Annotated in this window: 27 protein-coding genes; 4 read left to right on the top strand and 23 right to left on the bottom strand. The window is 68.6% G+C overall.

Translation table 11 applies throughout. The annotated features are described in order from the left end of the window. Positions 1 to 81: 81 nt before the first annotated feature. From ccsB to hemL, 6 genes are all read right to left on the bottom strand, one after another. Positions 82 to 1,074: a c-type cytochrome biogenesis protein CcsB gene (ccsB, locus tag NN2_RS32000; RefSeq protein WP_030516211.1), complete on the bottom strand. Its 993-nt coding sequence runs from the start codon at positions 1,072 to 1,074 to the stop codon at positions 82 to 84. 2 nt (positions 1,075 to 1,076) lie between these two features. Beyond that, positions 1,077 to 2,780: a cytochrome c biogenesis protein ResB gene (gene resB / locus NN2_RS31995; protein WP_063018587.1), complete on the bottom strand. Its 1,704-nt coding sequence runs from the start codon at positions 2,778 to 2,780 to the stop codon at positions 1,077 to 1,079. A gap of 5 nt (positions 2,781 to 2,785) precedes the next feature. Further along, complete coding sequence (locus NN2_RS31990) at positions 2,786 to 3,622, bottom strand: cytochrome c biogenesis CcdA family protein (RefSeq protein WP_063018584.1); 837 nt, start codon at positions 3,620 to 3,622, stop codon at positions 2,786 to 2,788. Further along, the gene (locus NN2_RS31985; RefSeq protein WP_030516208.1) at positions 3,619 to 4,197 is read right to left on the bottom strand and encodes a TlpA disulfide reductase family protein; all 579 of its coding nucleotides are present in this window, start codon (positions 4,195 to 4,197) and stop codon (positions 3,619 to 3,621) included. Before NN2_RS31985 ends, NN2_RS31990 begins: the two co-directional genes overlap by 4 nt. Positions 4,198 to 4,223: 26 nt before the next feature. Continuing rightward, a complete protein-coding gene (locus tag NN2_RS31980; protein WP_063018597.1) occupies positions 4,224 to 4,829 on the bottom strand; it encodes a histidine phosphatase family protein in 606 nt (201 codons plus the stop codon). 200 nt (positions 4,830 to 5,029) lie between these two features. After that, a complete protein-coding gene (gene hemL / locus NN2_RS31975) occupies positions 5,030 to 6,364 on the bottom strand; it encodes a glutamate-1-semialdehyde 2,1-aminomutase (protein WP_063018595.1) in 1,335 nt (444 codons plus the stop codon). Between the two features lie 249 nt (positions 6,365 to 6,613). On the opposite strand from hemL, the gene NN2_RS31970 reads away from it, so the two are divergent. Beyond that, complete coding sequence (locus NN2_RS31970) at positions 6,614 to 6,997, top strand: hypothetical protein (protein ID WP_063018583.1); 384 nt, start codon at positions 6,614 to 6,616, stop codon at positions 6,995 to 6,997. Between the two features lie 10 nt (positions 6,998 to 7,007). Here the strand turns inward: NN2_RS31970 and NN2_RS31965 are convergent, their stop codons facing one another. The 5 genes from NN2_RS31965 to hemB all read right to left on the bottom strand — a co-directional run bounded on the left by NN2_RS31965 (position 7,008) and on the right by hemB (position 10,147). Continuing rightward, complete coding sequence (locus NN2_RS31965; RefSeq protein ID WP_146102227.1) at positions 7,008 to 7,316, bottom strand: hypothetical protein; 309 nt, start codon at positions 7,314 to 7,316, stop codon at positions 7,008 to 7,010. 90 nt (positions 7,317 to 7,406) lie between these two features. Beyond that, a complete protein-coding gene (locus NN2_RS31960; protein ID WP_146098768.1) occupies positions 7,407 to 7,646 on the bottom strand; it encodes a hypothetical protein in 240 nt (79 codons plus the stop codon). After that, positions 7,643 to 8,269, bottom strand: coding sequence for a transport-regulating membrane protein Mce1N (gene mce1N, locus NN2_RS31955; RefSeq protein ID WP_227463167.1), 627 nt, complete (start codon positions 8,267 to 8,269; stop codon positions 7,643 to 7,645). Before mce1N ends, NN2_RS31960 begins: the two co-directional genes overlap by 4 nt. A gap of 385 nt (positions 8,270 to 8,654) precedes the next feature. Beyond that, positions 8,655 to 9,173 (bottom strand): hypothetical protein, encoded by a 519-nt coding sequence (locus tag NN2_RS31950; protein ID WP_063018579.1) that lies wholly within the window; start codon positions 9,171 to 9,173, stop codon positions 8,655 to 8,657. Continuing rightward, entirely contained in the window at positions 9,170 to 10,147 is a 978-nt protein-coding gene (gene hemB / locus NN2_RS31945; RefSeq protein ID WP_063018577.1) for a porphobilinogen synthase, read from the bottom strand. The genes NN2_RS31950 and hemB overlap by 4 nt, the downstream gene beginning before the upstream one ends. Before the next feature lie 330 nt (positions 10,148 to 10,477). On the opposite strand from hemB, the gene NN2_RS31940 reads away from it, so the two are divergent. Then, the gene (locus NN2_RS31940) at positions 10,478 to 10,747 is read left to right on the top strand and encodes a hypothetical protein (RefSeq protein ID WP_063018575.1); all 270 of its coding nucleotides are present in this window, start codon (positions 10,478 to 10,480) and stop codon (positions 10,745 to 10,747) included. 70 nt (positions 10,748 to 10,817) lie between these two features. Here NN2_RS31940 and NN2_RS31935 read toward each other — a convergent pair whose 3' ends face one another. The 4 genes from NN2_RS31935 to NN2_RS31920 all read right to left on the bottom strand — a co-directional run bounded on the left by NN2_RS31935 (position 10,818) and on the right by NN2_RS31920 (position 15,704). Further along, complete coding sequence (locus NN2_RS31935) at positions 10,818 to 12,380, bottom strand: bifunctional uroporphyrinogen-III C-methyltransferase/uroporphyrinogen-III synthase (protein ID WP_030516198.1); 1,563 nt, start codon at positions 12,378 to 12,380, stop codon at positions 10,818 to 10,820. Then, positions 12,377 to 13,381, bottom strand: coding sequence for a hydroxymethylbilane synthase (gene hemC, locus NN2_RS31930; protein ID WP_036525108.1), 1,005 nt, complete (start codon positions 13,379 to 13,381; stop codon positions 12,377 to 12,379). The genes NN2_RS31935 and hemC overlap by 4 nt, the downstream gene beginning before the upstream one ends. A 62-nt stretch (positions 13,382 to 13,443) precedes the next feature. Continuing rightward, on the bottom strand, positions 13,444 to 14,832 hold the full coding sequence (locus NN2_RS31925; protein WP_030516196.1) for a glutamyl-tRNA reductase: 1,389 nt from the start codon (positions 14,830 to 14,832) through the stop codon (positions 13,444 to 13,446). Continuing rightward, entirely contained in the window at positions 14,829 to 15,704 is an 876-nt protein-coding gene (locus tag NN2_RS31920) for a redox-sensing transcriptional repressor Rex (RefSeq protein ID WP_063018573.1), read from the bottom strand. Before NN2_RS31920 ends, NN2_RS31925 begins: the two co-directional genes overlap by 4 nt. 354 nt (positions 15,705 to 16,058) lie before the next feature. Between NN2_RS31920 and NN2_RS31915 the strand changes: the two genes are divergently transcribed. Together NN2_RS31915 and NN2_RS31910 are read left to right on the top strand one after the other, a co-directional pair. Next, the gene (locus tag NN2_RS31915) at positions 16,059 to 16,319 is read left to right on the top strand and encodes a glutaredoxin family protein (RefSeq protein WP_030516194.1); all 261 of its coding nucleotides are present in this window, start codon (positions 16,059 to 16,061) and stop codon (positions 16,317 to 16,319) included. A gap of 81 nt (positions 16,320 to 16,400) precedes the next feature. Further along, entirely contained in the window at positions 16,401 to 17,438 is a 1,038-nt protein-coding gene (locus NN2_RS31910) for an HAD family hydrolase (RefSeq protein ID WP_369817616.1), read from the top strand. Positions 17,439 to 17,512: 74 nt separating this feature from the next. On the opposite strand, the gene NN2_RS31905 is transcribed toward NN2_RS31910, so the two are convergent. From NN2_RS31905 to NN2_RS38090, 8 genes are all read right to left on the bottom strand, one after another. Further along, positions 17,513 to 18,523: a lysophospholipid acyltransferase family protein gene (locus NN2_RS31905; RefSeq protein WP_063018572.1), complete on the bottom strand. Its 1,011-nt coding sequence runs from the start codon at positions 18,521 to 18,523 to the stop codon at positions 17,513 to 17,515. After that, positions 18,520 to 19,602, bottom strand: coding sequence for an NAD-dependent epimerase/dehydratase family protein (locus NN2_RS31900; protein ID WP_063018591.1), 1,083 nt, complete (start codon positions 19,600 to 19,602; stop codon positions 18,520 to 18,522). The genes NN2_RS31905 and NN2_RS31900 overlap by 4 nt, the downstream gene beginning before the upstream one ends. A gap of 191 nt (positions 19,603 to 19,793) precedes the next feature. After that, a complete protein-coding gene (locus NN2_RS36730; RefSeq protein ID WP_003402602.1) occupies positions 19,794 to 19,895 on the bottom strand; it encodes a 30S ribosomal protein bS22 in 102 nt (33 codons plus the stop codon). Positions 19,896 to 20,125: 230 nt separating this feature from the next. Beyond that, a complete protein-coding gene (locus NN2_RS31895) occupies positions 20,126 to 20,353 on the bottom strand; it encodes a helix-turn-helix domain-containing protein (protein ID WP_030516190.1) in 228 nt (75 codons plus the stop codon). 167 nt (positions 20,354 to 20,520) lie between these two features. Next, a complete protein-coding gene (gene proC / locus NN2_RS31890) occupies positions 20,521 to 21,339 on the bottom strand; it encodes a pyrroline-5-carboxylate reductase (RefSeq protein ID WP_063018570.1) in 819 nt (272 codons plus the stop codon). A 48-nt stretch (positions 21,340 to 21,387) separates the two neighbouring features. After that, the gene (locus tag NN2_RS31885) at positions 21,388 to 22,284 is read right to left on the bottom strand and encodes a thioesterase family protein (protein ID WP_082857429.1); all 897 of its coding nucleotides are present in this window, start codon (positions 22,282 to 22,284) and stop codon (positions 21,388 to 21,390) included. A gap of 118 nt (positions 22,285 to 22,402) precedes the next feature. After that, complete coding sequence (locus tag NN2_RS31880; RefSeq protein WP_063018568.1) at positions 22,403 to 23,266, bottom strand: sugar phosphate isomerase/epimerase family protein; 864 nt, start codon at positions 23,264 to 23,266, stop codon at positions 22,403 to 22,405. 50 nt (positions 23,267 to 23,316) lie between these two features. Beyond that, on the bottom strand, positions 23,317 to 24,109 hold a 793-nt coding region (locus NN2_RS38090; RefSeq protein WP_501193556.1), incomplete at its 5' end, for an Rv0497 family membrane protein.

Raw genomic sequence — 24,109 nt, 5'->3', positions numbered from 1 at the left:
AGGACCAAGGGCCCAGGTGCGGAATCGGGCGGATGCAGCGCCCGACGTCGGTGAGACACCGGCGTGGGCCCGCTGACGGAGCTAGTTGAGGCCCGCGTACGAGTGCAGACCGCTCACCACGATGTTGATGATGAACAAGTTGAACAGCATCGCGACGAAGCCGGCGACGTTGATCCAGGCGGCCTTGGTTTCGCGCCAGCCGGAGGTCGCGCGGGCGTGCAGGTACGCCGCGTAGATGACCCAGGCGATGAAGGAGACGGTTTCCTTCGGGTCCCAGCCCCAGAAGCGGCCCCACGCGCTTTCGGCCCAGATGGCGCCGAGGATGATGCCGGTGCCGAAGAGGGGGAAGGCCACGACCGTCGTGCGGTAGGCGAGGCGGTCGAGGGTGCGGGCGTCAGGGAGGCGGCGGGCGAGGGCACCGAGCGGGTTGCTCGACTCCTGGCCTTCCGGCTGGTGCATGCGCAGCAGGAACAGCAAGCTCGCCACACCGGAGAGCATGAAGATGCCGCTGCCGATGCTGACGATGGTGACGTGGATCGGCAGCCAGTACGACTTCAGCGCCGGAACCACGGGCGCGGCGTCGGCGTAGAGCACCTGGCCGGCCAAAAACATCAGGATCAGCACCGGAACCAGCAGGAACACCCACATCGCGCGGTACCGGCGGTCGTGGATGAACACCAGGCCGGTGACCATCGCGGCCGCGGTCGCCATGGTGATGAATTCGTACATGTTGCCGAGCGGGAAGCGGTGGGTCGCGAAGCCGCGCAACACGATCGAGGCCAGGTGCAGGCCGATCGCGACGAAGACGACCGCGAACGCCATATTGCCGAGCTGCTCGGCCAGCGAACGCTTCGGAGCCGGCTCCAGTTTGCCGGGCACGACCGGCCGGTCCGCGCTCACTCCGGAGGAGGCGCCGACGCCGACCAGTTCGCGTTCACGCTCCTGGGCGCTGGTCACCTTCTTCTTCGCCGAGGCGTACTGCACGATCAGCATCGCCAGCACCAGCAGGTAGACGACGAACGCCGTCTTGAAGGCGAGATTGCTGTAACCGGCGAGTGTCTCGTCGATCGGCATGTTCACTCTCCCGTGCTCTCGGTCCGGGCGACCGGGCGCTGATCCGTGGGGCTGCCGATGTCGGTGCGGTCGGAGCCCAGCAGCCGCGTCAGCAAGCGGTCGAACTCGCCGCCCCAACCCGCTTGGTCGGTGCGGGCCAGCCCACCCATTTCTACTACAGTACGTCGTTCACCGGAACCGCCGTCGTCCGGGCCTTCCGGATAGGCGCGCAACCAGATCCGCCGCCGCTTCACCAGCAGTGAGACGAGCAGCCCGGCCATCATCGTCAACGCGCACACCAGGACCCAGTTCTGCGCGGGGTCGTGGGAAACCTGCAGGTTCGCGTACTGCTGCGCCCCGTCGAAGGTGACCTTGGTGCCGTCGGCCAGTGTCGCCGATTCACCGGGCCGCAGATTGACGCGCTGCTGCTTCGTCAACCGGCCCTGTTTGATCATCTCCGGATCGAGCGAGAACAGCGACTGCGCGCGCCCGGTGTCGAGTCCGGTCTCGCCGCGATAGATGTCGATCGCCACCGCCGGATCGGTCAGTCCGGGATACGAGGAGGTCAGCAGGCTGCCGTGCATCAGTGCAGTGGGCGCGAACAGGCCCTCGATCGCGATCTGGTTCTTGCGCCGCTCGTCCTCGCTGCCGTACATGCCGCCCGGCGGGTCGAACCGCATCACACCGCTGGACAGGAAGGTGGCGCCGTCGTCGGGCCGCCACTGGATGGTCTCGGTGCGCTTCTGCCCGTTCGGATAGGTGACGGTGAACGTCGGCGCGTACCCGTGCCCCTGCAGGTAGACGCGGTCTCCGGCGATGCGCAGCGGATGGTTGACCTGGATGGTGGTGTCACGCCAGGTGTCGGTCGCCAGATCATCGCCGGTCTGATACGAGATGTTGGCGGTGAACATCTCGGCCTGGCCGTTGGGCAGATAGTCGGCCTTGAAGTCCTTGACCCGCACGCAGACCGGGGTCAGCCCGGTGCCGTCGTTGACCCGGCCGGCCTTGAAGGAGTCGAAGACCGCGGGTGAGGTGGTGCAGAATCCGGGACCGCCGTCCGCGACGACGATCACGTTGCCCTCGTAGCCGAACAACTTGCCCGCCGCCACCGCGACCAGCAGGCCGACCAGGGCCAGGTGGAAGACCAGATTGCCGAGCTCGCGCAGATAACCCTTCTCCGCCGAGAGGGTCACCTCACCGGGACGGCCGTTGCGCGCCTCGGATCCGTCCCGCACCACGGTGCGCCAGCCGCGCAGCCCGCGCCGCGCCTGCTCGATCGCCTCGGCAGGGGTGTCGCCGGTGGTGGTCGCGGCGTGGTGCGGCAGCCGGGACAGGTTGCGCGGCACCATGACCGGCGGTGTGCGCAGCGCCTTGTAGTGATCGAAGACGCGCGGCACGATGCAGCCGACCAGCGATACGAACAGCAGAGCGTAGATCGCGGTGAACCAGAAGCTGGAGAACACGTCGAACAGCTGCAGCCGGTCCATCCACGGGCCGAGGGTGCCGCGATCGGCGATGTACTTGTCGACCTTCTGCGGGTTCAGACTGCGCTGCGGCAGCAACGCCCCCGGAATCGCCGCCAGTGCCAGCAGGAACAGCAGCATGAGCGCGGTGCGCATACTGGTCAATCCGCGCCAGGCGTTGCGCAGCAGTGCGAACGCGCGGAGCGGCAGCGACTGACGCGGCGGCTTCGCGGCGGTGGACGGGGGCGTCATCGTGGCAGTCATGGGGCTCAGATCGGCAGGGTTACCTGGGAGACGAAAACATTGCGGATCCATCCGACGAACTGATCCCACATCCCGGTGACCAGTGCGATGCCGACCACGACGAGCAGGATGCCGCCGATGATCTGGATGGTGCGCGAATTGCGCCGGAGCCAGCCGACTCCGCGCAGCGCGGTGGCCGACCCGAACGCGAGAATCACGAACGGCAGCCCGAGTCCGAGGCAGTACGCCACGATCAGCGCGACACCGCGAGCGGCCGTCGCGCCCTCGGTTCCGGCGGATACCGCCATTACGCCGGAGAGCGTCGGGCCCAGGCACGGCGTCCAGCCGAGCGCGAAGACCGCACCCAGCAGCGGGGCGCCGACGATTCCGGTGAGCCGGCGCGGATGCATTCTGGTGTCGCGCTGCAACATCGGCACCAGGCCGAGGAACACCAGCCCCATCACGATCGTCACCACACCGCCGATGCGTTGCAGCAGTTCACGATTGACGTTCAGGGTCTGGATGACACCGAAGACCGTCGCCGAGGCCAGCACGAACACCACGGTGAAACCGGCGACGAAGAGCCCGGCCGCACCCGCGACCCGCATCCGGCCGGTGCGCAGCGCGACGGCCGTACTCTTGCCCTGGGCTTCGCCGACGGTGACCGGCGGCGCTTCGGCGCCCACGAGCCCGGCCAGATACGACAGATATCCCGGCACCAGCGGCACCACACACGGCGAGGCGAACGAGACCAATCCGGCGAGCAGGCAGGCACCCAGCGCCAGCAGCAGCGGCCCGGTTGCCGCGGTCTGCTGGAACGATTCGCCGACGGAAGCCAACGCCGGCGAGGCGACGGCTGTCACTGCCGGCCCTCCTGCGCGACCTGGTTCACCACCGGCAGCAGATCCTCGGCCAGCAGTGACCGCAGGAAGACCGCGGCGACGCGATGCTGCCGATCGAGCACCAGCGTGGTGGGAATGACGCTGGTCGGGAATTTGCCGCCGAGCGCCAGCAGGCTGCGCATCTCGGGGTCGTAGATGGACGGGTAGCCGACGTGATTGTCGGTCACGAAGTCGCGCGCCTTGTCCTGTTGCGGATCACGCACATTGATCCCCAGGAAGGCGACGCCCTTGTCCTTGGACTGTTCGTAGACCTGTTCCAGCGCGGGCGCTTCGGCGCGGCACGGCCCGCACCACTGTCCCCAGAGGTTCAATACGACGACCTGATTCGGGAAGTCGTCGACCGAGACGGTCTTGCCGGTCATCAGATTCGGCCCCGAGAGGTGGCCGATCGTGCCGCGGGCGGCCGGTGGATCGTACCGGATATCGGTTTTGCCGCCGGGGGAGACGAAATCGAAGGTGCCGCCCTGGGCGACCGCGTCGTTACCCGACGAACAGCCGGCCAGCGCGGCGACGACCGCCACGCAGGCCAGCAGCATCGGCAGCAGACGCCGGACCGCCCCGCTCACGCCCCGGTCACCCTGGGATCCGAGCCGCCGGACGGCTCGGAGTAGACGATGTCGATCAACGTATCGCCTTGGTACACAAGCGAAGTCAGCGAGGCCAGCGAGCACTGCCGCTGCCGCGGATCGTGCCACAGCCGCTTCCCCTCCAGGAAGCGCCGCAACGTCCACACCGGCAGCTGATGCGACACCACCACGGCCTCGTGCCCGGTCGCCTCCACCCGCGCCTTGTTCACGGCGGCGAGCATGCGATGCGCGATCTGCAGATACGGCTCACCCCACGACGGGGTGAACGGATCGCGCAACTTCCACCAGTGCCGCGGCTTGCGCAGCGCGCCGTCCCCGACCGACACCCGCAGCCCCTCGAAGGTGTTGCCGGCCTCGATGAGGTTGTCGTCGGTGCGCACGATCAGCCCGTGCTGTCCGGCGATCGGCGCGGCGGTCTCCTGGGCGCGCTGCAGCGGCGAGGCGACGACCAGGGCGACGTCGTGATCGGCCAGGGTGCGCGCGACCGTCGCCGCCTGCGAACGACCCGTCACCGAGAGGCTGAAACCGGGCAGGCGGCCGTACAGGATGCCCTTGGGGTTGTGCACCTCGCCGTGGCGCATCACGTGCACGATGGTCTCGGTATCCGAGGCGACGTCACCGGGTAGCGAGGGAATCTTGCCGGCATCGGCTCCCGAGTCCGCGCCGGGCCCCTGCGAGGGTTCGGCTTCCCCGTTCGCCGCGGCGTCCCCGGGCGACGCCGGTTCTTCGTGCGAGGGGGATTCTGTTGCGGCAGTGACGGATTCGAGCTGATCTGAGTCGCTCACGCGCGGGATCCTTCGGGTGTGGCGGCCGCGGCTGCCGCGGCGGCGGGCAGTGCGGCAGCGATACGGTCGAATGCGTCCTCGTCGAGGGCAGCCGAGACGAACCAGGCCTCGAACGGGCTCGGCGGCGCGTAGACGCCACGTTCCAGCAGCGCGTGGAAGAAGGCCGGGAAGCGCCAGGTGGCGGTGGCCTTTGCGGTGGCGTAGTCGGTAACCGGACCCTCGGCGAAGAACACGCTCACCATATTGCCCGCGAATTGCACGGTGTGCGGGACCCCCGCGGTGGTCAGAGCCTCGGTGATCAGGGATCCGAGGCGTTCGGCGTTGCGGTCGAGGGCGGCGTAGACGTCCGCGTCGGCGGCACGCAGCGTGGCCAGCCCGGCGGCCACCGCCACCGGATTACCCGAGAGCGTGCCGGCCTGGTAGACCGGCCCGATCGGCGCGAGGTGGTCCATGACCTCGGCGCGGCCGCCGAAGGCCGCGGCGGGTAGTCCGCCGCTCATCACCTTGCCGAAGGTGTACAGGTCGCCCGCCACCGGATCGCGCCCGTACCAGCCCGCGGCGCTCACGCGGAAGCCCGTCATGACCTCGTCCATGATCAGCAGGGCGCCGTGTTCGCTGGTCAGCTCGCGCAAGCCGGCGTTGAATCCGGGCAGCGGCGGGACCGCGCCCATATTGCCGGCGGCGGCCTCGGTGATCACGGCGGCGATCTGGCCCGGATATTCGGCGAAGGCCGTGGCGACGGCTTCGAGGTCGTTGTAGGGCAGCACGAGGGTGTCGGAGGCCTGTGCTCCGGTCACGCCCGGCGAGGTCGGCAGACCCAGGGTCGCGACGCCCGAGCCGGCATCGGCCAGCAGCGCGTCGACATGGCCGTGATAGCAGCCGGCGAACTTGACGATCTTGCTGCGCCCGGTGAATCCGCGTGCCAGCCGCACCGCGCTCATGGTGGCCTCGGTACCGGAGTTCACCAGCCGCACCCGCTGCACCGGATCGACGCGAGCGGCGATCGCCTCGGCCAGTTCGATCTCGGCCTCGGTCGGCGCGCCGAAGGACAGCCCGCCGGTGGCGGCGCGCTGCACCGCGTCCACGACGGCCGGATGGGCGTGCCCGAGGATCATCGGCCCCCAGGAACACACGAGGTCCACATAGTCGTTGCCGTCGGCGTCGGTGAGCGTGTATCCGCGCGCCGAAGCGATGAATCGCGGGGTGCCACCCACCGAATTGAAGGCCCGCACAGGCGAGTTCACACCGCCGGGAATGATCGCGGCGGCGCGTTCGAAGAGTCGGGCGGAGACCGGCACGTTTACCTGGGTCGCGCGCGGAGAAGAACTCACGACCACCAGTGTCGCAGCCCCCGCCGAAGCGGTCGACGACAGGGTGTAGTGGGGTGAGCCACCCCACAAGCCGAGGCGCCACATTGTACTCTCACCGACCCGACCAGCAGTTTGCTGAGAGTTTCCTCACACGCGCCGGTCAGCGGCGTTACCGCAACACGCGGCGTAAATTTCCTGTCATAAGGGTTGTCGCTGAGTTGCCCATGCGTAACCTCGTACCCACCATCACGCTCACGGCCGGGAGGGTTCATGCGGAAAGCAGTATTCGGGGTAGCCCTGTTGACAACCCTCGTCGGCTCGATCGCGGCGGCGACTCAGGCGGCCGCCGTGACGCCGGTGGTCCAGCCCGACCAGCAGCGCGCCGGAGTCATCCTCACCCACGACGAGACCGCCGCACTGGGCGACGGGCCGATTCCCGCACTGGTCACCATGGTCGTTCCGATGAACCGGATCGGGGCGGGCCTCAAACCGGACACCCAGCTCTATCACGACGAGAACGGCAATGTGCACGCCTCACTGCGGCAGGTGATCGAGGAGGCGGCGAGCCATCCGGACGGGAGCGTCGTGGTGATGGCGAACGTCCCCGGATCGCACGGCACGCGCCTGCTCGACGTTTTCCAGCAGTGGCGCTGACCGACGCGGTTCAGGGGACCGGAACGCCCAGGCACAGCAGGGCATAGCCGGTGGACAGCAGGCAATTCAGTGGCGTGGGAAGCAGATCCAGCAGCGAGACCTGATCGGCGCGCAGCGGAGAGACCGCGCCGATGGCCTGCGGATCGGCGGAACTCGCGCCGGTAACGCTCGGCCCGGACGTCTGCGAGGCGGTCGCCGAAGCGTCTGCGGCCGAGGGGCTTTCGGGGGCCGCGGTGGCCACGGCGACCGGCGCCATACCGATCGCCGCGGCCGCGAGAATCGTGAACGAGGTCTTCCGCACTGCTCGGGTGCGCGTCATGGTGCTCATTTTCCGGCAATACCCACAACACTCGATCCGCTATCGGGCGACGCGCCGCGAATTCGGGTGCGGCTGTGGCGAACAGGCGTGTCAGCGCGGGCGAACCGCGCACCGCACCACCAGATCGATGGCCGCGAGGCCCGCGGCCGTGACCAGTACGGTGGCCAGCGCGAGCCACGGACCGGCGTAGTGGGTGGATTCGAAGGCGGGCTGATCCCCCGCCGCCGCGAACCAGGTCCGATGGACACCGAGCCGCCAGCTGGGCACGGCGGCCACCGCGCAGACCACGACCAGCACCAGATCGAGCAGGATCCACAGCCGGCGCATCACGCCACGTCCTCCTTGCCCTCGACAACCTCGTCGTCCCCGGAACAGCTCACCGCGCCCGCCGGAGCTTCGGCGCCATCGGACTCGTTCGGGGCGGCGGTCTCGATCTTCGCCGACCGGGGCGCCGCCGGTTCCTCGGTCACGGGCGCCGAACCCTCGGCGAGCCGGTCGAGCGCGGCGCTCAACTGCGCGCGCAACTGCCGATGATCGCGCGCCCAGGCCTGCACCATGGCGCCGTCGCGCAATTTCAGGCCGATGCCGCGGCGGCGGCGCGGCACTCCGGTCAGCTCACCCAGTGCGCGGGCCGACTCCCAGGGCTCGTCATCCCACGATTCCTCGTCGAGTTCGGGAAAGACTCGCGCGATCGAACTCAGCGGCAGCGTTTCGGTGCCCGCGCGCAGCACGGAGTCGGTGAGTTCGACGCTGACGTGACGTTTTCCGGCCACGACCTGCAGAGTCACGAATCCGGCGAGCAGAATCGCGCAGAAGGCGAGGCCGAACCAGTGCACCGGGCCGCGCCGCAGCGCGAGTTCCAGGATCAGCACGAACAGACAGAGCAGCGGGCCGTAGGCGACCGTTCGCCAGCGGGCACCGGGCTCACTGAACAGCACGGAATCCGGCCGCACCGCGGCGGTGGGTTGGGCGTCGCTCACGCAGGACCTCCGAATACGACGCGCGTGCCGGCGCGAGCGGGTGGCGGCGAAGTCAGCCGACCTTCCCCGGGAGCAGCAGGCCGGCGAGGGTGAGCAGTGCCAAGAGCAGCAGCAAACCCATCACCAGAACATCGCGTCGAATGCTTTGTCGCTGCTGAATCACCACGCGCATCGATGTCTCCGATCCACCGAAGCCATCCGTGCTGCGCTCTCATCGCGGTAGCCGATCGATGCGACCACCGACCGAAAAACCACATCCGAAGAACAACGCACAATCAACGACTTTCAGTTCCCGAGCTCTCTGTGACAACCCTCACCATACATCCCGGTCGGCACGCGACAAATTCGGCCTCGCGTCTCAGTGGCCGTTCGCTCGGAAAAACGCCTCGGATTCCTTTCTGCGGCAGAGGAATACGGCTCCGCAGGCCAGAACCGCCTGTAATATCGCCGCGGCCCCGATCAGCACCGCCGGGCCGCCGGCGACCGCGCCGAGGCCGAACATCGACCCGATGGCGCCGAACACCAGCACCACGGTCGCCACATCGGCAACCGTGCGCGCCCACAGTCGGCCGCGACCGAGTTGGTACACCACGGCCACCGCGCCGATCCCGACGGCGAGGCCGTAGGTGAGGACCAGTACCTCGAGAATCGAGACCACCAGCTCCATCTGCGCCACGCTGAAGTCGGGCCGCTCGCCGTGCAGCTGGTCGTAGAAGTCCTGGGCGACCTGGCGGCGATTGCCGAGGCGGTCGACCGCGCCGAGGATCAACCGCAACACCCCGAGCGCGACCACGGCCCACCACAGCTGGCAGGCGGTGCGCACATCCTCGGGTCTGGTTCGAATGCCGGGCTCGGCCGGGAGGGTCGCCGGATTCACGACAGCCAGTGCGCGGCCTCGGTGGCCCAGTAGGTGAGCACGATGTCCGCGCCCGCCCGGCGGATGCCGAGAAGCGATTCGAGGATGGCGCCGCGGCGGTCGATCCAGCCGCGTTCGGCGGCGGCGGTGATCATCGCGTACTCGCCCGAGATCTGATAGGCGGCGACCGGAACCGGCGAATGATCGGCGACATCGCGCAGGATGTCGAGATACGACATGGCCGGCTTGACCATCACGATGTCGGCGCCCTCGGCCAGGTCCAGTTCCAGCTCACGCAGCGATTCCCGCCGATTCGCCGAATCCTGCTGATAGGTCCGGCGATCGCCCTGCAGCGACGAGCCGACGGCCTCCCGGAACGGGCCGTAGAACGCCGAGGCGTATTTGGCCGCGTAGGCGAGGATCCCGGTATCGATATGACCGGCCGCATCCAGTCCGGCGCGGATCGCACCGACCTGGCCGTCCATCATGCCGCTGGTGCCCAGCAGTTCGGCGCCGGCCTCGGCCTGGGCCAGCGCCATCTCCACGTAGCGTTCCAGGGTCTCGTCGTTGTCGACGGAGCCGTCGCCGGCCAGGACACCGCAGTGCCCGTGATCGGTGAATTCGTCCAGACAGGTATCGGCCATCACGACGGTGTCACCGCCGACCTCCTCGGCCAGCGCGCGCAGGCCGCGATTGAGGATGCCGTCCGGGGCACTGGCCTGGCTACCCACCGCATCCTTGTCCTCCGGACGCGGCACGCCGAACAGCATCAGCCCACCGACGCCTGCCCCGACCGCCTCGGCCGCGGCCTTGCGCAGCGAATCCATCGAATGCTGGTACACACCGGGCATCGAACTGATTTCGCGCGGTTCGGCCAGTCCGTCGGCGACGAACATCGGTAGCACCAATTGCCTTGCTTCCAAGGTGGTTTCGGCGACGAGGCGACGCATCGCGGGGGTACGACGCAACCGCCGCGGGCGGTCCATTCCGGTCATAACCGCACGATACGCCGCGCGGGAGCCCGGCTCCCAGGCACCTCCCGGCCGGTTGGCGTGGGTCACACCCGGCAAATCACGGGCGACGCACCGGCGACGCGGGCGCGGCGCCGAAACCCGTTGCGGCGAGCGGTTTTTGTCGGTGCCCTCCGGTAGAATCGAAGATGTGTTCGAGGGGATTCGTCAACAGTCGAACCGGCCTCGGTAGCGCGCTACTGCCCACGGCGCGCAACCGATCGATCGGCGGTGGGACGGACTGCCCATATCTGTCCCGCCTTCGATTCGGCCCATCGACGACCCGATGAATCTCCATCCGAGGGGAGGATTCTCATGCCCACCGCACCGACGATCATCGATCCCTACGCGCCGCTGGTGAAACAGGCCCTACCGGCCGGCCGGCCGCGCTCCTGGTACGTCATGCACAACCGCAGGTTGAAGGCCATGCGGCTGGCCATCGCCCTGCTCGACTCCGGCGTCTACCGCGCCAACCTCGCCGACAACCAGACCATTCGGCACACCGCCGAGGTCGTCGGCATCCGGCCACCGTCGAACAAGACCTGCAGCCTCGTCCGCGACCTGATGCGCGTACGCCGGGTGTGAGTGCTCTTCCGCAGTACCGCTCAGCGGCCCCGGTTATCGAGCCGCTCGGCGGCTGCGGTCATCGAGCCGCTCAGCGGCTGCGGCGGCTCTTCTTGCGCGGCGGGGGCAGCAGGCCCTCGGCGCGCAGGTGGGCGGCGTGTTCGGCCAGGGCGTCGACCAGCGGGCCGACCTGGGCGATCTCGGGTTGCACATCCACGCGCAGGCCGAATTCGATTGCGGTCTCGGCGGTTTTGGGGCCGATGCAGGCAACGATGGTGCGCGCGTGCGGCTTTCCGGCGATACCGACCAGATTCCGGACCGTGGACGAGGAGGTGAACAGCACGGCGTCGAAACCGCCGGTCTTGATCATCTCCCGGGTTTCGGCCGGCGGCGGCGAGGCCCGCACGGTGCGGTACGCGGTGACATCGTCGATCTCCCAGCCGCGGTCGCGCAGGCCCTCGGCCAGAGTTTCGGTGGCGATATCGGCGCGCGGCAGCAGCACGCGGTTGACCGGGTCGAAAACATCGTCGTAGGGCGGGAAGTCGGCCAGCAGACCTTCCGAGGACTGCTCACCGCTGGGCACCAGTTCGGGATTGATACCGAACGAGCGCACCTTGTCGGCGGTCGCCTCACCGACGCAGGCGATCTTCACACCGGAGAAAGCCCGTGCGTCCAAACCGAATTCGCCGAACTTCTCCCACACCGCGCGCACGGCGTTGGTCGAGGTGAACACGACCCACTGGTAGCGCCCGTCGACCAGGCCCTTGACCGCGCGCTCCATCTGCGCGGGGCTGCGCGGCGGCTCGACGGCGATGGTCGGCACCTCCATCGGGATGGCGCCGTGCATGACGAGCTTCTCGCTCATCTCGCCGGCCTGCTCCTTGGTGCGCGGCACCAGCACGGTCCAGCCGTACAGCGCCCGCGACTCCCACCAGGACATCTTGGCGCGCTTCTCGACCTCCTTGCCGACCGTGACCACCAGCGGTCCGACCAGTTCGGAAGCGGCGGAGTTCAGGGTGGCCAGCGTCGCCTCGATGGTGCGCTGCTGCCGGGTGGTGCCGCGCACGGTCACGGCCACCGGGGTCTGCGGGGCGAGACCGTGCTCGACCAGCGCGCTCGCGGTTTCGGCCAGGTGGCCGGAGGTGGCATGCAGCACCAGCGGGCCGGGAGCGGCCGCGACCGAGGCCCAATCGACCTCACCGCGCACGTCGACCTCGGTGTGCGAGGAGCCCAGGGCGATACCGGCGTAGGCCGGAACCGTGGTCGCCGAGGGCAGCCCGGGCAGCACCTCGAAGTTCATATGCGATCGGGTGACGGCGTTGACCTCGGAGATCACCGAATCGGTGGTCATCGGATCGCCGGAGACCAGCCGCACCACATCGTGTCCGGCGCGGGCCTCGTGGACCAGCGTCTTCGCGACCTCGGCCGGCTCGCCCAGCGCGGGGCGCACATCGACGGCGGATTCCCCGTCGGGACCCGGCTCGACGGCGGTGCCGATCATGGCCAGCACGCCCTTGTCGACATCGGGGTCGGTGAACGCCAGCCGGGCTCGTCCCAGCACCTCGCGGGCGCGGACCGTGAGCAGTGCCGGGTCACCAGGACCCGACCCGACGAACAAAATCCGACCGGGATGTTTCTTGGTGGCTCGGCTCATGGCTTGTTCTCCATCGGGCTGGGATTGGTGAAGTCGGACGCGCCGGCGGATACCTCGCCGGCCAGCAGGTCGCGCGCCCCCAGCTCCAGGAGCTCACGCGCCAGATCGCGGCCCAGCTGCTCTGCGTTCGCGAGCGAGCCGACCGCCGAGGCCCGGATGACATCCGAACCGTCGATCGCCGCCGCGCCGCCGCGCAGCGACAGTTCCTCCACCACGCGGCCCTCGTCGTCGAGCGATTCGACGACTTCGGCGAGCGCGCCGACCGGCGCCGTGCAACCGGCTTCCAGTTCGGCGAGCAGCGCGCGTTCGGCGACGACCGTGGCGCGACTGCCCGGATCGTCGAGGGTGGACAGGATGCTGACGAGATCGCTTTCCTCGCTACGGCATTCGACCGCGAGCGCGCCCTGGGCCGGTGCCGGGAGCATCTGCACGGGCTCCAGGGCCTCGGTGACCGAACCGAGCCGGTCCACGCGGGACAGCCCGGCCCGCGCGACGACCACGGCGTCGAGTTCACCCTCGGCGACCTTGCGAAGTCTGGTGTCGATATTGCCGCGCAGCGGCACGATCTCTAGGCCGAGGCCGAGTGCGCGCAACTGGGCGGCACGCCGCGGCGCGGAGGTGCCGACCCGGGATCCGGCGGGCAGTTCGCCCAGTACCAGACCGTCGCGGGCCACCAGGGCGTCACGCGGATCCTCGCGCGGCGGTATCGCGGCGATGGTGAAGCGCGGGTCGGGCGCGGTGGGCAGATCCTTGTAGGAGTGCACCGCGATATCGACGGTCCCGGCGGCCAGTTCCTCGCGCAGCGCGGCGGTGAACACCCCGACACCGATCTTCTCGACCGGATCGGAGGATTTGTCGCCGGCCGTCTTCACGATCACCAATTCGGCGTGCTGCCCGGCGGCGATCAGCGCGTCGCGCACGGTGCCTGCCTGGGTCAGTGCCAGCACGCTGCCGCGGGTGCCGATCCGCCACGGGGTATCCGTGGTGCCACGTCGCGTCATGTTGTGCTCCTGCGTGTCGACCCCGGTGGCTGCGCCCCCGAATGCGGTGGCCGTATCAGCGCTCACTGCGGATGCCCCTGTTCGTCTCCGAGATGGCTCGTGGTGAAGTCGTCGGCCAGTTCGCCGCCGAGAGTGGCGATTTCCATCGGCGCCGCAACCGCTTGTGCCGCACCGGGTTTCAATTCGAACAGCTCACGCAGCGCCTCGGCGTAGCTGCCGCCGCCGGGCGCCGAGGCCAGCTGCTTGACCCGGACCGTGGGCGCGTGCAGCAGTTTGTCGACCACCCGGCGCACCGTGCGGGCCACCTCTTCGCGCTGCGGATCGCCGAGATCGGGCAGTTTGGATTCCAGCCGCATCAGCTCCGCCTCGACCACCTCGGCCGCGCGCTGGCGCAGGGCCGCGACGGTCGGGGTCACCTCGGCCATCCGCTGGCCGGACAGATATTTGGCAAGTTCCTCGGCGACCAGGGCGCGCGCGGCGCTGGTGTCGTCGGCCGCCGCACCCGCCGCGGGATCACGCTGCAGCGTCTCCATGTCGATGACGGTGATATCCGGCAGTCCGGCCACCGCGGGATCCACATCGCGGGGCAGGCCCAGATCGCAGATCACCATCTGATGTCCGGCGCGGGAGACGTTGAGCGCCCGGTGGGCGTCGGCCAGGCTCACCACCGAACCGACCGCGCCGGTGCTGGTGATCACGATGTCGGCATCGGCCATGGCGTTCACCAGATTCGACAGCTCCATCGCGGTCGCCGGTGCGCCGTGCATGGTGGTCGCGGTGTGGGCCAGCCGCTGGGCCCGCTCGAGAGTGCGGTTGACCACGACGATTCGGCCGATTCCGGCGCGTGCCAGATGGGCCACCGACAGCCCGCCCATCGCGCCCGCGCCGACCACGACCGCGGTGCGGCCGGCCAGGTCGCCGAGCACGTTCGCGGCGCGCTCCAGGGCGACCGACACCACCGAGGCGCCCGCGCGGTCGATCCCGGTCTCCGAATGCACCCGCTTGCCGACGCGCAGGGCATGCTGGGCCAATTCGTGCAGGGTGCGCCCGGCGGCCTGCTGGGCGTCGGCGGCGGCGTACGCCGAGCGGATCTGGCTGAGCACCTGCTGCTCGCCGACGACCATCGAATCCAGGCCGCTGGCGACCGCGAACAGATGTTCCGCCGCCGCCTCGCTGTAGCGCACGTAGGCGTGCCTGGTCAGTTCGGGCAGTGGCAGATCGGAATGCTTGGCCAGCAGATCGCCGACCTCGGCCAGGCCGCCGTGGAAGGCGTCGACCACGGCGTAGATCTCGACGCGGTTGCAGGTGGAGACGATCATCGCCTCGGAGATGTGCTGGGAGGCCAGCATGCGATCGGTGAGCTTGGGCCGGTCCTCCTCGGTGACCGCGACCTTCTCCAGCACCGCCACGGGAGCGCTGCGATGCGAAATTCCGACGAGAAGCACGCTCATGGTGCGACCACCGATCCCTTGCTGGTTGGCTCCGTTGCCGAATGCGAGGTTGTCTTGCGGGGTGTGGGCTGGTGGGCCGCGCGTCCGGCCATCCGGCGCCCGATCGGGGTGGAGACCGCGTGCACGGTCTCCCCCGCGGCGACGCGCTCGGGGGCCGCCGGCTCGGTCGCCTCGAGTTCCGCGCTGCGAGCGCGCTCGAACGACAGCATCTGCAGTTCGACGGCGAGGTCGACGCGGCGGACCTCCACGGTGGCCGGAACCGCCAGGTTCACCGGCGAGAAGCTGAGAATGCACTGCACCCCGGCGGCGACGAGTTCGTCGCAGACGGCTTGGGCCGCGGCATCGGGAACGGTGACCACCGCGATCGTGGGCGCGAGTTCGGCGACCGCAGTCCGCAGCCGGGCGGTGTCGAGCACCCGCAGCCCGGCGACCGAGGCGCCGATCACCGCGGGATCGTTGTCGAAGATGCCGACCATGGTGAATCCGCGCCGCGAGAATCCGCCGTAACCGGCCAATGCCCGGCCCAGATTCCCGGCGCCGACCAGGATCACGCGATGGCCGTCCGCCAGGCCGAGAACGTCTTCGATGCGGTTGCGCAGCTTGGCCACGTCGTAGCCGACGCCGCGAACACCGTTGGGGCCGAGGAAGGATAGATCCTTGCGAAGCTTGGCCGAACCGACACCCGCCGCGACAGCCAGTTCTTCACTCGATACGATGAGCACACCCTCGTCGGCCAGGACGGCGAGCACTCGGAGGTAGGTGGCCAGACGGGTCACCGTCGCCTGCGGGATGTCCTTGTTGATGGATTTGCCGGAAACGCTGTTCAGAGCTCTGCCGGAGACGCCACCTGGCGTCTCATGCTGCTCTGTCACGTCGTTCGGCTCCTCGTCCGGCCGGGGGGTAGTGTCCGGGCTTTCGCTTGGTCCACCGCCGACACCGGGCACAGGCATCGGTCTCGGATCGGTATTGGTACACGGGGTGCGGTTGCGTCCGCCGCCAGAAGCAGGCGGGTCGCGTGTCACCACCGTAACCGCTTGTGAAGCCCTGCACAAAGTCGGTGAATTCAGTCACTCTCCACTCGTCGGCTCCACGAATGCCTGATCACATTCAACCGCCGTGTAGCACCGGCTTCGGCGCAGGCACGCCGGACCGGCGATTTCCCCGCGCGAATGCGGCGATTCGCGGCTAATCGCAGGTCTGTCGGCACGGTGGCATTTAATGGCGATATGAGTACTGCCACGCATTCGGTGACTTTGCTGACCCGCGAGGGCTGCGGTATGTGCACGGTCGCACTGACGCAACTGCGCGCCATCTGCGCCGACTTCGGGCTGGAACCGGCGACCGTCGATGTGGACGCGGCGGCGGCCACCGACCCGTCGCTGCGGGCCGAGTTCGGCGACCGGCTGCCGGTGGTGCTGCTCGACGGCCGCGAACACAGTTACTTCGACGTGGACGAATCCCGGTTGCGGGCCGATTTGAGTCGCTGAGCACACATCGCCGAGCAGCCGTCGGGACAACGCTGTGCTCGGCTAATGTTGGAGTGTTCGCGCGAACAGGCGGAGGTACTGGTGCCGGAACGATCGAAAGATGCGAGGACGGGCTTCATCGCGGGAAGGTTCGGCGAATTCCCGGCGCGCTGGGGGCAGGGTCTGTCGGACCAGCTCACGCGGATCGCGCGCAGCCCGTTCGGGCCCAGCGAGGAGGAGGTACGCGCCAACCTCGCCGGTGAGGCCAGCGCCGATGCCGCCCTCGCGCTGCACGACGCGGAATTGGCCGAAAGCTATGGCGCCGAAGCCGATTCGGAATTACCGCCCCATGCGCGCCCGCCGCGCGACCTGACCGCTGCGGCATTTTTCGACGTGGACAACACGATGGTGCAGGGCGCCTCGATCGTGCACTTCGCGCGCGGCCTGGCGGCGCGGAAATATTTCAAGACTTCCGACCTCGTCGATATGGCCTGGAAGCAGGTGAAATTCCGGGTCACCGGTAAGGAAAGCCAGGGCGATATGGCCAGCGGCAAGGAAAAGGCGCTGTCATTCATCGCCGGCCGCTCGACTGCCGAACTCGCGGCCCTGGGCGAGGAAATCTACGACGAAATCATCGCCGACAAGATCTGGCCCGGCACCCGCGCGCTGGCGCAAATGCATCTGGACGCCGGTCAGCAGGTGTGGCTAGTGACCGCCACGCCGGTGGAACTCGCGCAGGTCATCGCGAAGCGCCTGGGATTGACCGGCGCGCTGGGCACGGTCGCCGAAAGTGTGGACGGCGTCTTCACCGGACGGCTGGTCGGCGATATTCTGCACGGCCTGGGCAAGGCACATGCGGTGCGCACCCTGGCCATTCGCGAGGGGCTCAATCTCAAACGCTGCACGGCCTATTCCGACAGCCACAACGACGTGCCGATGCTCTCGCTGGCCGGTACCGCGGTGGCGATCAACCCGGATTCGGACCTGCGTGAGGTCGCCAAGAATCGCGGCTGGGAGATCCGCGATTTCCGCACCGGACGCAAGGCCGCCAAGATCGGCGTTCCCACCGCGTTGGCGCTGGGTGCGGCCGGTGGGGCGGCGGCGGCCGTCCTCACCCGCAGGCGCGAACAGCACGGCTGAGATTTTCCGGAAGGAAACGATCGAGCCTCCTCGCCACAGCGAGGAGGCTCGATTTCTCCGGCTCTGTTCCGGCGTCAGCCAGTGAAGGGGTTACGCCGCTTGGTGAGCAGTTTGTACAGCGTCTGCTGGATGGTCTCGCGGACCTGATCGGTGACCTCGAACATCGTCATCGGATCGTCGGCGGCCTCGGCCGCATAGTCCTCGGTCGCGATGGGCTTGCCGAATTCGATGGTCCACTTCGACGGCAACGGGATCGCCCCCAGCGGTCCCAGATGCGGAAATGTCGGAGTCACCGGGAAATACGGCAATCCGAGCAGGCGGGCCAACGGCTTGATGTCGGCGAGTTTCGGATAGATCTCCTCGGACCCGACGATCGAGCACGGAATGATCGGCACACCGGTTTTCACCGCCGCCGAGACGAAACCGCCGCGCCCGAAGCGCTGCAGCTTGTAGCGCTCCGAATACGGCTTGCCGATGCCCTTGAAGCCCTCGGGGAACACCCCCGCGACCTCGCCCGACCGCAGCAGCCGCTCGGCGTCGGCGGGGCAGGCCAGAGTGTGGCCCGCCTTGCGGGCCAGCCCGCCGACCACCGGCGTCTCGAACACCAGATCAGCGGCCAGCAAGCGCAGCGACCGATGGGCGGGATGCCGGTCGTGCACGGCCAGCTGCAGCATCAGCGCGTCCAGTGCCACCACGCCGGCGTGATTGGAAACCACCAGCGCACCACCGGTGGACGGAATGTTGTCGATGCCGTTGACATCCACCCGGAACCACAGATCCGACAGTGGCCGCAGGGTCGGCAGGATGACCGATTCGAGCAGATGCTCGTCCCGCCCGAATTCGTCGACCTGGTAGTCCCCGGTGAGGCGGCGGCGGGCGAAATCGGCGGTATTGCGAATACCGTCGGCCACCGCACTCCGCACCAGATCACCCAGCGAGCGCGGCGGTGCCGATTCGGCCAGCCGCTCGGTCAGCGAGGTCACCGGCTGCAGGGCCGACTCTCCGGGCCAGCGCCGCGACGCCGGGCGCTGCCGGGCCTCGAAATCCGTCTCGTGCAGGTGAATGACTTTGGCCACGTCGTTCATCGATGTGCTCCCGTCCCGGCCCCGACGAGGCCGAGGAGTCTGTTTTCTGCAGCGTCGATCCAGCGCGGATCGATGACGGGCCGCAACGCTGCGCCCCCGATGAAGTCGTCGAACGCCTGCACCGTCGTCCAACGCGGTGCGAAGCCGAGTTCGGTACGCATTCTCGTGGTGTCCAATCCACAGCCGAAGTGGAAGTAATCGATCTGCTCGGTGGTGAACTCACGCATCACCGGGCCCATGAACGACCGGCCGACCGTCTGGAAAACACTCATCGGCACCGGTAGTTCGACGCGACCGGCGCGGCGGATGGCTTGCGACAATGCCAGCGCCCCGTCACCGGCGACATTGAAAGTGCCGCCGGGTGCGGAATGCGCGGCATGCGCCAGCACCGCGATCGCGTCCTCTTCGTGCAACAGCTGCATACGGGGGTCGCGGCCGAAGATCGTCGGCGTGATCGGGGAGCGGAAATACTGCACGCCCCGGCCCGCCAGACGCGGCCCCACTATCGGTGCGAATCGCAGGATCGTCGCGGCGATATCCGGACGCCGGCGCGCCATTCCGCGGACGAATCCCTCGACCTCGATCATGTCGCGCGCGAACCAGCCCTTCGGCGGCGTGCGCGCACTCATTTCCTCGGTGAATTTCGCCGGATCCTTCGGACCGCAACCGTAGACCGCCGAGGAGGAGCGGACCACCACACGGCGCACACTCGGCGCCTTCTGGCAGACCGCCATCAGCTGCATGGCGCCGAAGACGTTGTAGTCCTTCATCGCCGCCCGGCCGCCACCGGCGGGCGGGCGGGACAGTACGGCCGGATGCACGACGGTGTCGACCTTATTTCCGTCGATCACCTTGCGAATCAACGGGTTTCGAATATCGGCGCGAACGAACTCGGCCCGGCCCATCCGGCGCAGCAGATCGCGACTGGGCATGCGGGCATCGACCGCGATGACCCGTTCGATCGCGGGATCGGCCGCCAGCCGAGTGACGACATTGCCGCCGAAGAAGCGGCTCGCGCCGGTGACGAGGACAACTTTGGGCGGCTGGTCGTTGCGGCCAGCCGTACGCCCGTCCCGCATATCCGAACCCACGCCGAATCCCACCTGTGCACCCCTGCTTGGCTAGTTCCGTTAACCAGAGTAGCGGCTGTTACGGAGGTGGCCGAGAGTATTAACCAGGATCTAACGATGACTTCAGTCACCGGAAACAAATGCCGAAGCCCGCCACCCAAGTCGGTGGCGGGCTTTCAGCTAATTTCCAGCGTGTAAGTTTACTTGCCGAGTTTGCGACGCTGCACGCGCGTACGGCGAAGCAGCTTGCGGTGCTTCTTCTTCGACATCCGCTTACGGCGCTTCTTGATCACAGAACCCATAGGGTTGTTCCTCGCGTTCTCTCTCTACCCTCGGCACGCACGCCGGTTACGTACGCCCATCTTCCGGTTCGCTCGGCGGCCGCCTGGCAACCAGTGTTCAGCTCCCGACCTGACCCAGATCGGCAGCGGGTAACACAACGGTGGTTCATCGTACCGGGCCAACCCACGGCGAACGAAACGGGCACCGCTGTGCCCGGCCGCCGACATCGCCGACCGGCGTTCGCACGCTGCTATCCGGCGTCGAAGTACGACGTCTGCAGGTAGTCGTGCACCGCCTTGGCGTGTACCCGGAACGATCGACCGACTCTGACAGCGGGTAGTTCTCCCGAGTGAACCAGCCGATACACCGTCATCTTGGAAACCCGCATCAGATTCGCCACCTCGGCAACGGTGAGGAACTGTGTTCCTCCACCGCCGATGACAGGACCGGAACTCGCAGAGCTGTTTCCAGACATCATTGCACCACTGACCTCCGGCACGTCCGCGCCGCCGGCTTCCCCACCGGCGGAACAGACACGCACGTGCTCCCCCGAGCTTAGCGTTACCAGTGGGATTGCTGCGACGGGTGGGAGAAATAGCAGTGTCACCAGCGGATGTCACGTCACACCCGGCGGCCACTCCGCGGTTACTCGCCGGTCGCCCCCTGTTCGGCCGAGCGGCGCTTGGCCGCGTGCAACGCCTCCCAGAACGCCGAGCGCACGCCGCCGCGCTCGAGCTCGCGCACGGCCGCCGCGGTGGTCCCCGCCGGCGAGGTCACCGCGGCACGCAACTCCGCGGCATCCTGACCGGACTCCTCCAGCAGCGCCGCCGAGCCGAGCATGGTCTGCACCACCAGTTCGGTGGCCACGTCCCGCGTCAGGCCGAGGCCGACGCCGGCTTCCACCATGGCCTCGACCACCAGGAAGAAGTACGCGGGTCCCGAACCCGACACCGCGGTCACCGCGTCCATCCGGCTCTCGGCGACGGTGACGACCCTGCCGACCGCCCCCAGCAGCTCCGAGACCGTATCCAGCTCGGCGGATTTCGCGTAGCGCCCGGCCGCGATCGCGCTCATGCCCTGGCCGACCAGCATCGGGGTATTCGCCATGACCCGCACGACCGGGAATCCGGCGGGCAACTTCGACTCCACCCGGGCGGTGGTCACACCGGCGGCGAGCGACACCAGGATCTGATCGCGATCGTTGTCGAGTTCGAGTTTGCCGAGCTCGGTCAGCACGGCGTCGACATCGTGCGGCTTCACCGCTACCACCAGCACATCCGCACCCGCCGCGGCCTCGGCCAGACTGTCGGTGACCCGGATGCCGAACCGCTCGCTCAACACCTGCGCGCGGGTCGTCACCGTCTCGACCACGACCAGATCCTTACCCGGCCGCCCGGCCTCGAGCAGCCCGGCAATCAACGCCTCGCCGATCCGTCCGCCACCGATCACCGCAATTCTCGTCATGAGGCCCAAGGCTATCCGTGCGCGGCGGCCGACGCGGGGCAGGGGCGATCAGTGGGAGCGGGGCAGCGGAATCAGCGCGAGCTGGCGGGTCTGCGCAACCACCGCGCCCGTGCTGTCGAGGACCAGTTGATCCTCGTCGAACATGCGCTCCCCGATTTCGTGGGCGGTCGCGATCACCCGCAGCCAGCCCGGCGCGGGCCGACGCCGCAGATAGGTGGTGAGCTGCACGGTCGGGGCCCAGCCGAACCGGCCCATGTTCATCGGCACGGGCGGGCTCATATCGCCCGCCATCATGGCGAAATACGCGGCGACGTCCGGATCGCTGCCGTCGGCGGCGCGCGGACGGATCCACAGGCGCAGCCGCGGCTCGCCCCGCTCGCCGGACAGGAACGGCGCCCAGGCCGGATCGATCGCCACCGAGGCGCCTCGCGAGACGTTGACCAGCCGGCCCATCGGAGAATCCGGCGCGTCGTAGCCCAGGGCCTCGGCGGGCGGTTCCGGCGGCATATCCGCCACGGTCTCGCGCCGATAGGCCGGTTCCGCGTCGTCGAGGTGGCCGAAGGTGAACGCCGAATGCACCAGCGTGCGACCACCCTGGACCAGATCGGCGTCGACCAGGCAGATCTGGCGGCCCGTCTTGCGGATTCGGACCTCGTACTCGACCTCGCCCGGGTCCGGGGCGCCGAGGAAATCGGTGCTTGCCGCGATCGGGAACATCTCGGCCAGATCGGGGTGCGCGGTGCGCAGCCGGGTCGTGGCGGCGGCCGCCGACGAGGCGACCATGGTGCCGCCGTGCAGCTTCTTGCCGATCGTCCACACCGGGTCGATGACGCCGCGATAGCGCGCGAACTCCGCGGAAACCTCCACCTCGGTCACCGCGCACACGCGGCTGAACGGTGCGTCGTCCAACTCCGGCCGTACCGTCTCGACCGCCAGTTCCGTCACCCGCCGCTCCTCTCCGTGGGCCCAGCCGGCTCCGGCCCGGCTCGTACACCGTATAAGTCTGCCGGACGGTCCCTCGATTCCCTACCGGGTGTGACGAAGCTGTACGGGCACAGGCCGATCAACCCTGGCGGGTCTGTTCCCGCCCCGGCACCGGCTGCAAATTGTTCAGATGTGTGCGCGCGAACCGCAGCGCTCGCCCCAGCATCGCCGCGCGGTCGGCGGTGGTCCGTGCGTTCTGGGTGTTCACCTCGATCACGGCGTGACCCCGGAAACCGTTGCGCACCAACGATTCACACACTTCCACACAGGGTTGCCCACCCTCTCCGGGAATCAGGTGCTCGTCGTGGGCGGCGCCGCGGCCGTCGGCCAGGTGCAGGTGCGCCAGACCGCCGCCCATGCGGTCGGCCAGCGTCAGCGCATCCATCCCGGCGGTCGCGGTATGCGACAGATCCAGGGTGTAGTGCCGGAAGCCGGTATCGGTCGGATCGTAGGACGGGCTGAACGCGGTCACGGAAAGTCCCGGTCCACCACGGCGTTCCAGCCGGCGCGCCGAACCGGAGCGGCGTCCGAACAGCGTGTCGGCGCGCATGGGGAACATGTTCTCCACCGCGACCACGACCGGACTGCTGTCCTCGAGTTCGCCCACCTGCTGGGCGAAGCCCTCCGCATAACGCCGCTGCCAGCGGAAGGGCGGATGCACCACCACGGTCGCCGCCCCCAGCGACTCCGCCGTCCGCACACTGCGTTCGAGTTTGGCCACCGGGTCGGCACCCCATACCCGCTGCGAGATGAGCAGACAGGGCGCGTGCACGGCCAGCACCGGCACCGCGTACCGGCGCACATACGATTGGACCGTGGCGATGTTCTGGCTGGCCGGCTCGGCCCAGACCATCAATTCCACGCCGTCGTAACCCAATTCCGCGGCATACCGGAACGCCGCCTCGGTGTTCTCCGGATAGACCGACGCCGTCGACAACCCCACCTGAACGGTGGTCCCCACCTGACCGCTGTGCCCCACTTGCTGCTCCCTGCTCAGTTCGTGCTGAGAAGAAAGGCTAGCGGTCCGAGCGTCACGAAGATGCCCACAACGACCGCGATCACCGTGCTGAGGATGTCGTCGGTGCGGCGCAGCACGCGAACCAGCGCGACCAGACCGAGAATTACGACCATCGCCAGCACCAGAGCCAGGAACGGCATGACGTCCCACATCTGCTCGAAGCCCTTGAACAGCAACATTCCCGCGACCGCCGCGCCGACGGCCTGGCCGCCGAGGATCATCCACTGCCGCCGGTTGAGATCCTCGACCGAGCCGCGGCGGGACGCCGGTCGGCTCAGCTGCGGCAGTTTGTCGCGCAGGGAGAAGCTGCGCGGGGCGGCCCGGCGCCGGCGCGGGGTGGGCTCGATCTCCTCGTCGTCGAGCAGATCGTCGTCGTAGTCGTCCTCGGGTTCGTCGAGTTCGACCGGTGCGTAGAACTCGGTGCGCGCCTCGGCCGGATCGAGGAGATCGATCACCCCGCGGCGCGGACCGCGATCGCGGCGCGCATCGGCCCCGCGCCGCTCCTCACGCGCTCCGGCATCGCGCAGCAGATCTCCGGCAACGGTCTGCCCGGACAGCAGCGGCTGCTCCCGGGCGGCCAGCGACCATCCCGGCGACCGGTCCTCGGCCGGCTCGTCCGGGTGGCCGCCGGATCCGGGTTCGTCGAAATCCCGGGGAGCCGAAGCCGGAGCACCGGGCCGCCGCCGCGCCGACCACGCGGGAAGTCCCTGGCGGGCGTCGGCGCCGTTGCGGCCGCCTGCGGGTGCCTCGGGCGCGCCCGACCCGTCG

The organism is Nocardia nova NBRC 15556 (genome assembly GCF_001613005.1).
Classification (GTDB): domain Bacteria; phylum Actinomycetota; class Actinomycetes; order Mycobacteriales; family Mycobacteriaceae; genus Nocardia; species Nocardia nova.
Note: the sequence above shows the minus strand (reverse complement) of the source record. Positions and strands in the feature narration are given on the sequence as shown.

Coding starts and splice junctions, on each gene's coding strand:
- NN2_RS31980 (WP_063018597.1), bottom strand. CDS start 4,829: ATGCGCCACGGCGAGGTGCACAACCCCAAGGGCATCCTGTACGGCCGC.
- NN2_RS31985 (WP_030516208.1), bottom strand. CDS start 4,197: ATGCTGCTGGCCTGCGTGGCGGTCGTCGCCGCGCTGGCCGGCTGTTCG.
- proC (WP_063018570.1), bottom strand. CDS start 21,339: ATGACGAGAATTGCGGTGATCGGTGGCGGACGGATCGGCGAGGCGTTG.
- NN2_RS31905 (WP_063018572.1), bottom strand. CDS start 18,523: ATGAACGACGTGGCCAAAGTCATTCACCTGCACGAGACGGATTTCGAG.
- hemC (WP_036525108.1), bottom strand. CDS start 13,381: ATGACGCGACGTGGCACCACGGATACCCCGTGGCGGATCGGCACCCGC.
- NN2_RS31895 (WP_030516190.1), bottom strand. CDS start 20,353: ATGATGTCTGGAAACAGCTCTGCGAGTTCCGGTCCTGTCATCGGCGGT.
- ccsB (WP_030516211.1), bottom strand. CDS start 1,074: ATGCCGATCGACGAGACACTCGCCGGTTACAGCAATCTCGCCTTCAAG.
- NN2_RS31915 (WP_030516194.1), top strand. CDS start 16,059: ATGAGTACTGCCACGCATTCGGTGACTTTGCTGACCCGCGAGGGCTGC.
- NN2_RS36730 (WP_003402602.1), bottom strand. CDS start 19,895: ATGGGTTCTGTGATCAAGAAGCGCCGTAAGCGGATGTCGAAGAAGAAG.
- NN2_RS31965 (WP_146102227.1), bottom strand. CDS start 7,316: ATGACGCGCACCCGAGCAGTGCGGAAGACCTCGTTCACGATTCTCGCG.
- hemB (WP_063018577.1), bottom strand. CDS start 10,147: ATGACCGGAATGGACCGCCCGCGGCGGTTGCGTCGTACCCCCGCGATG.
- NN2_RS31900 (WP_063018591.1), bottom strand. CDS start 19,602: ATGCGGGACGGGCGTACGGCTGGCCGCAACGACCAGCCGCCCAAAGTT.
- NN2_RS31940 (WP_063018575.1), top strand. CDS start 10,478: ATGCCCACCGCACCGACGATCATCGATCCCTACGCGCCGCTGGTGAAA.
- NN2_RS31970 (WP_063018583.1), top strand. CDS start 6,614: ATGCGGAAAGCAGTATTCGGGGTAGCCCTGTTGACAACCCTCGTCGGC.
- NN2_RS31935 (WP_030516198.1), bottom strand. CDS start 12,380: ATGAGCCGAGCCACCAAGAAACATCCCGGTCGGATTTTGTTCGTCGGG.
- NN2_RS31925 (WP_030516196.1), bottom strand. CDS start 14,832: ATGAGCGTGCTTCTCGTCGGAATTTCGCATCGCAGCGCTCCCGTGGCG.
- resB (WP_063018587.1), bottom strand. CDS start 2,780: ATGACTGCCACGATGACGCCCCCGTCCACCGCCGCGAAGCCGCCGCGT.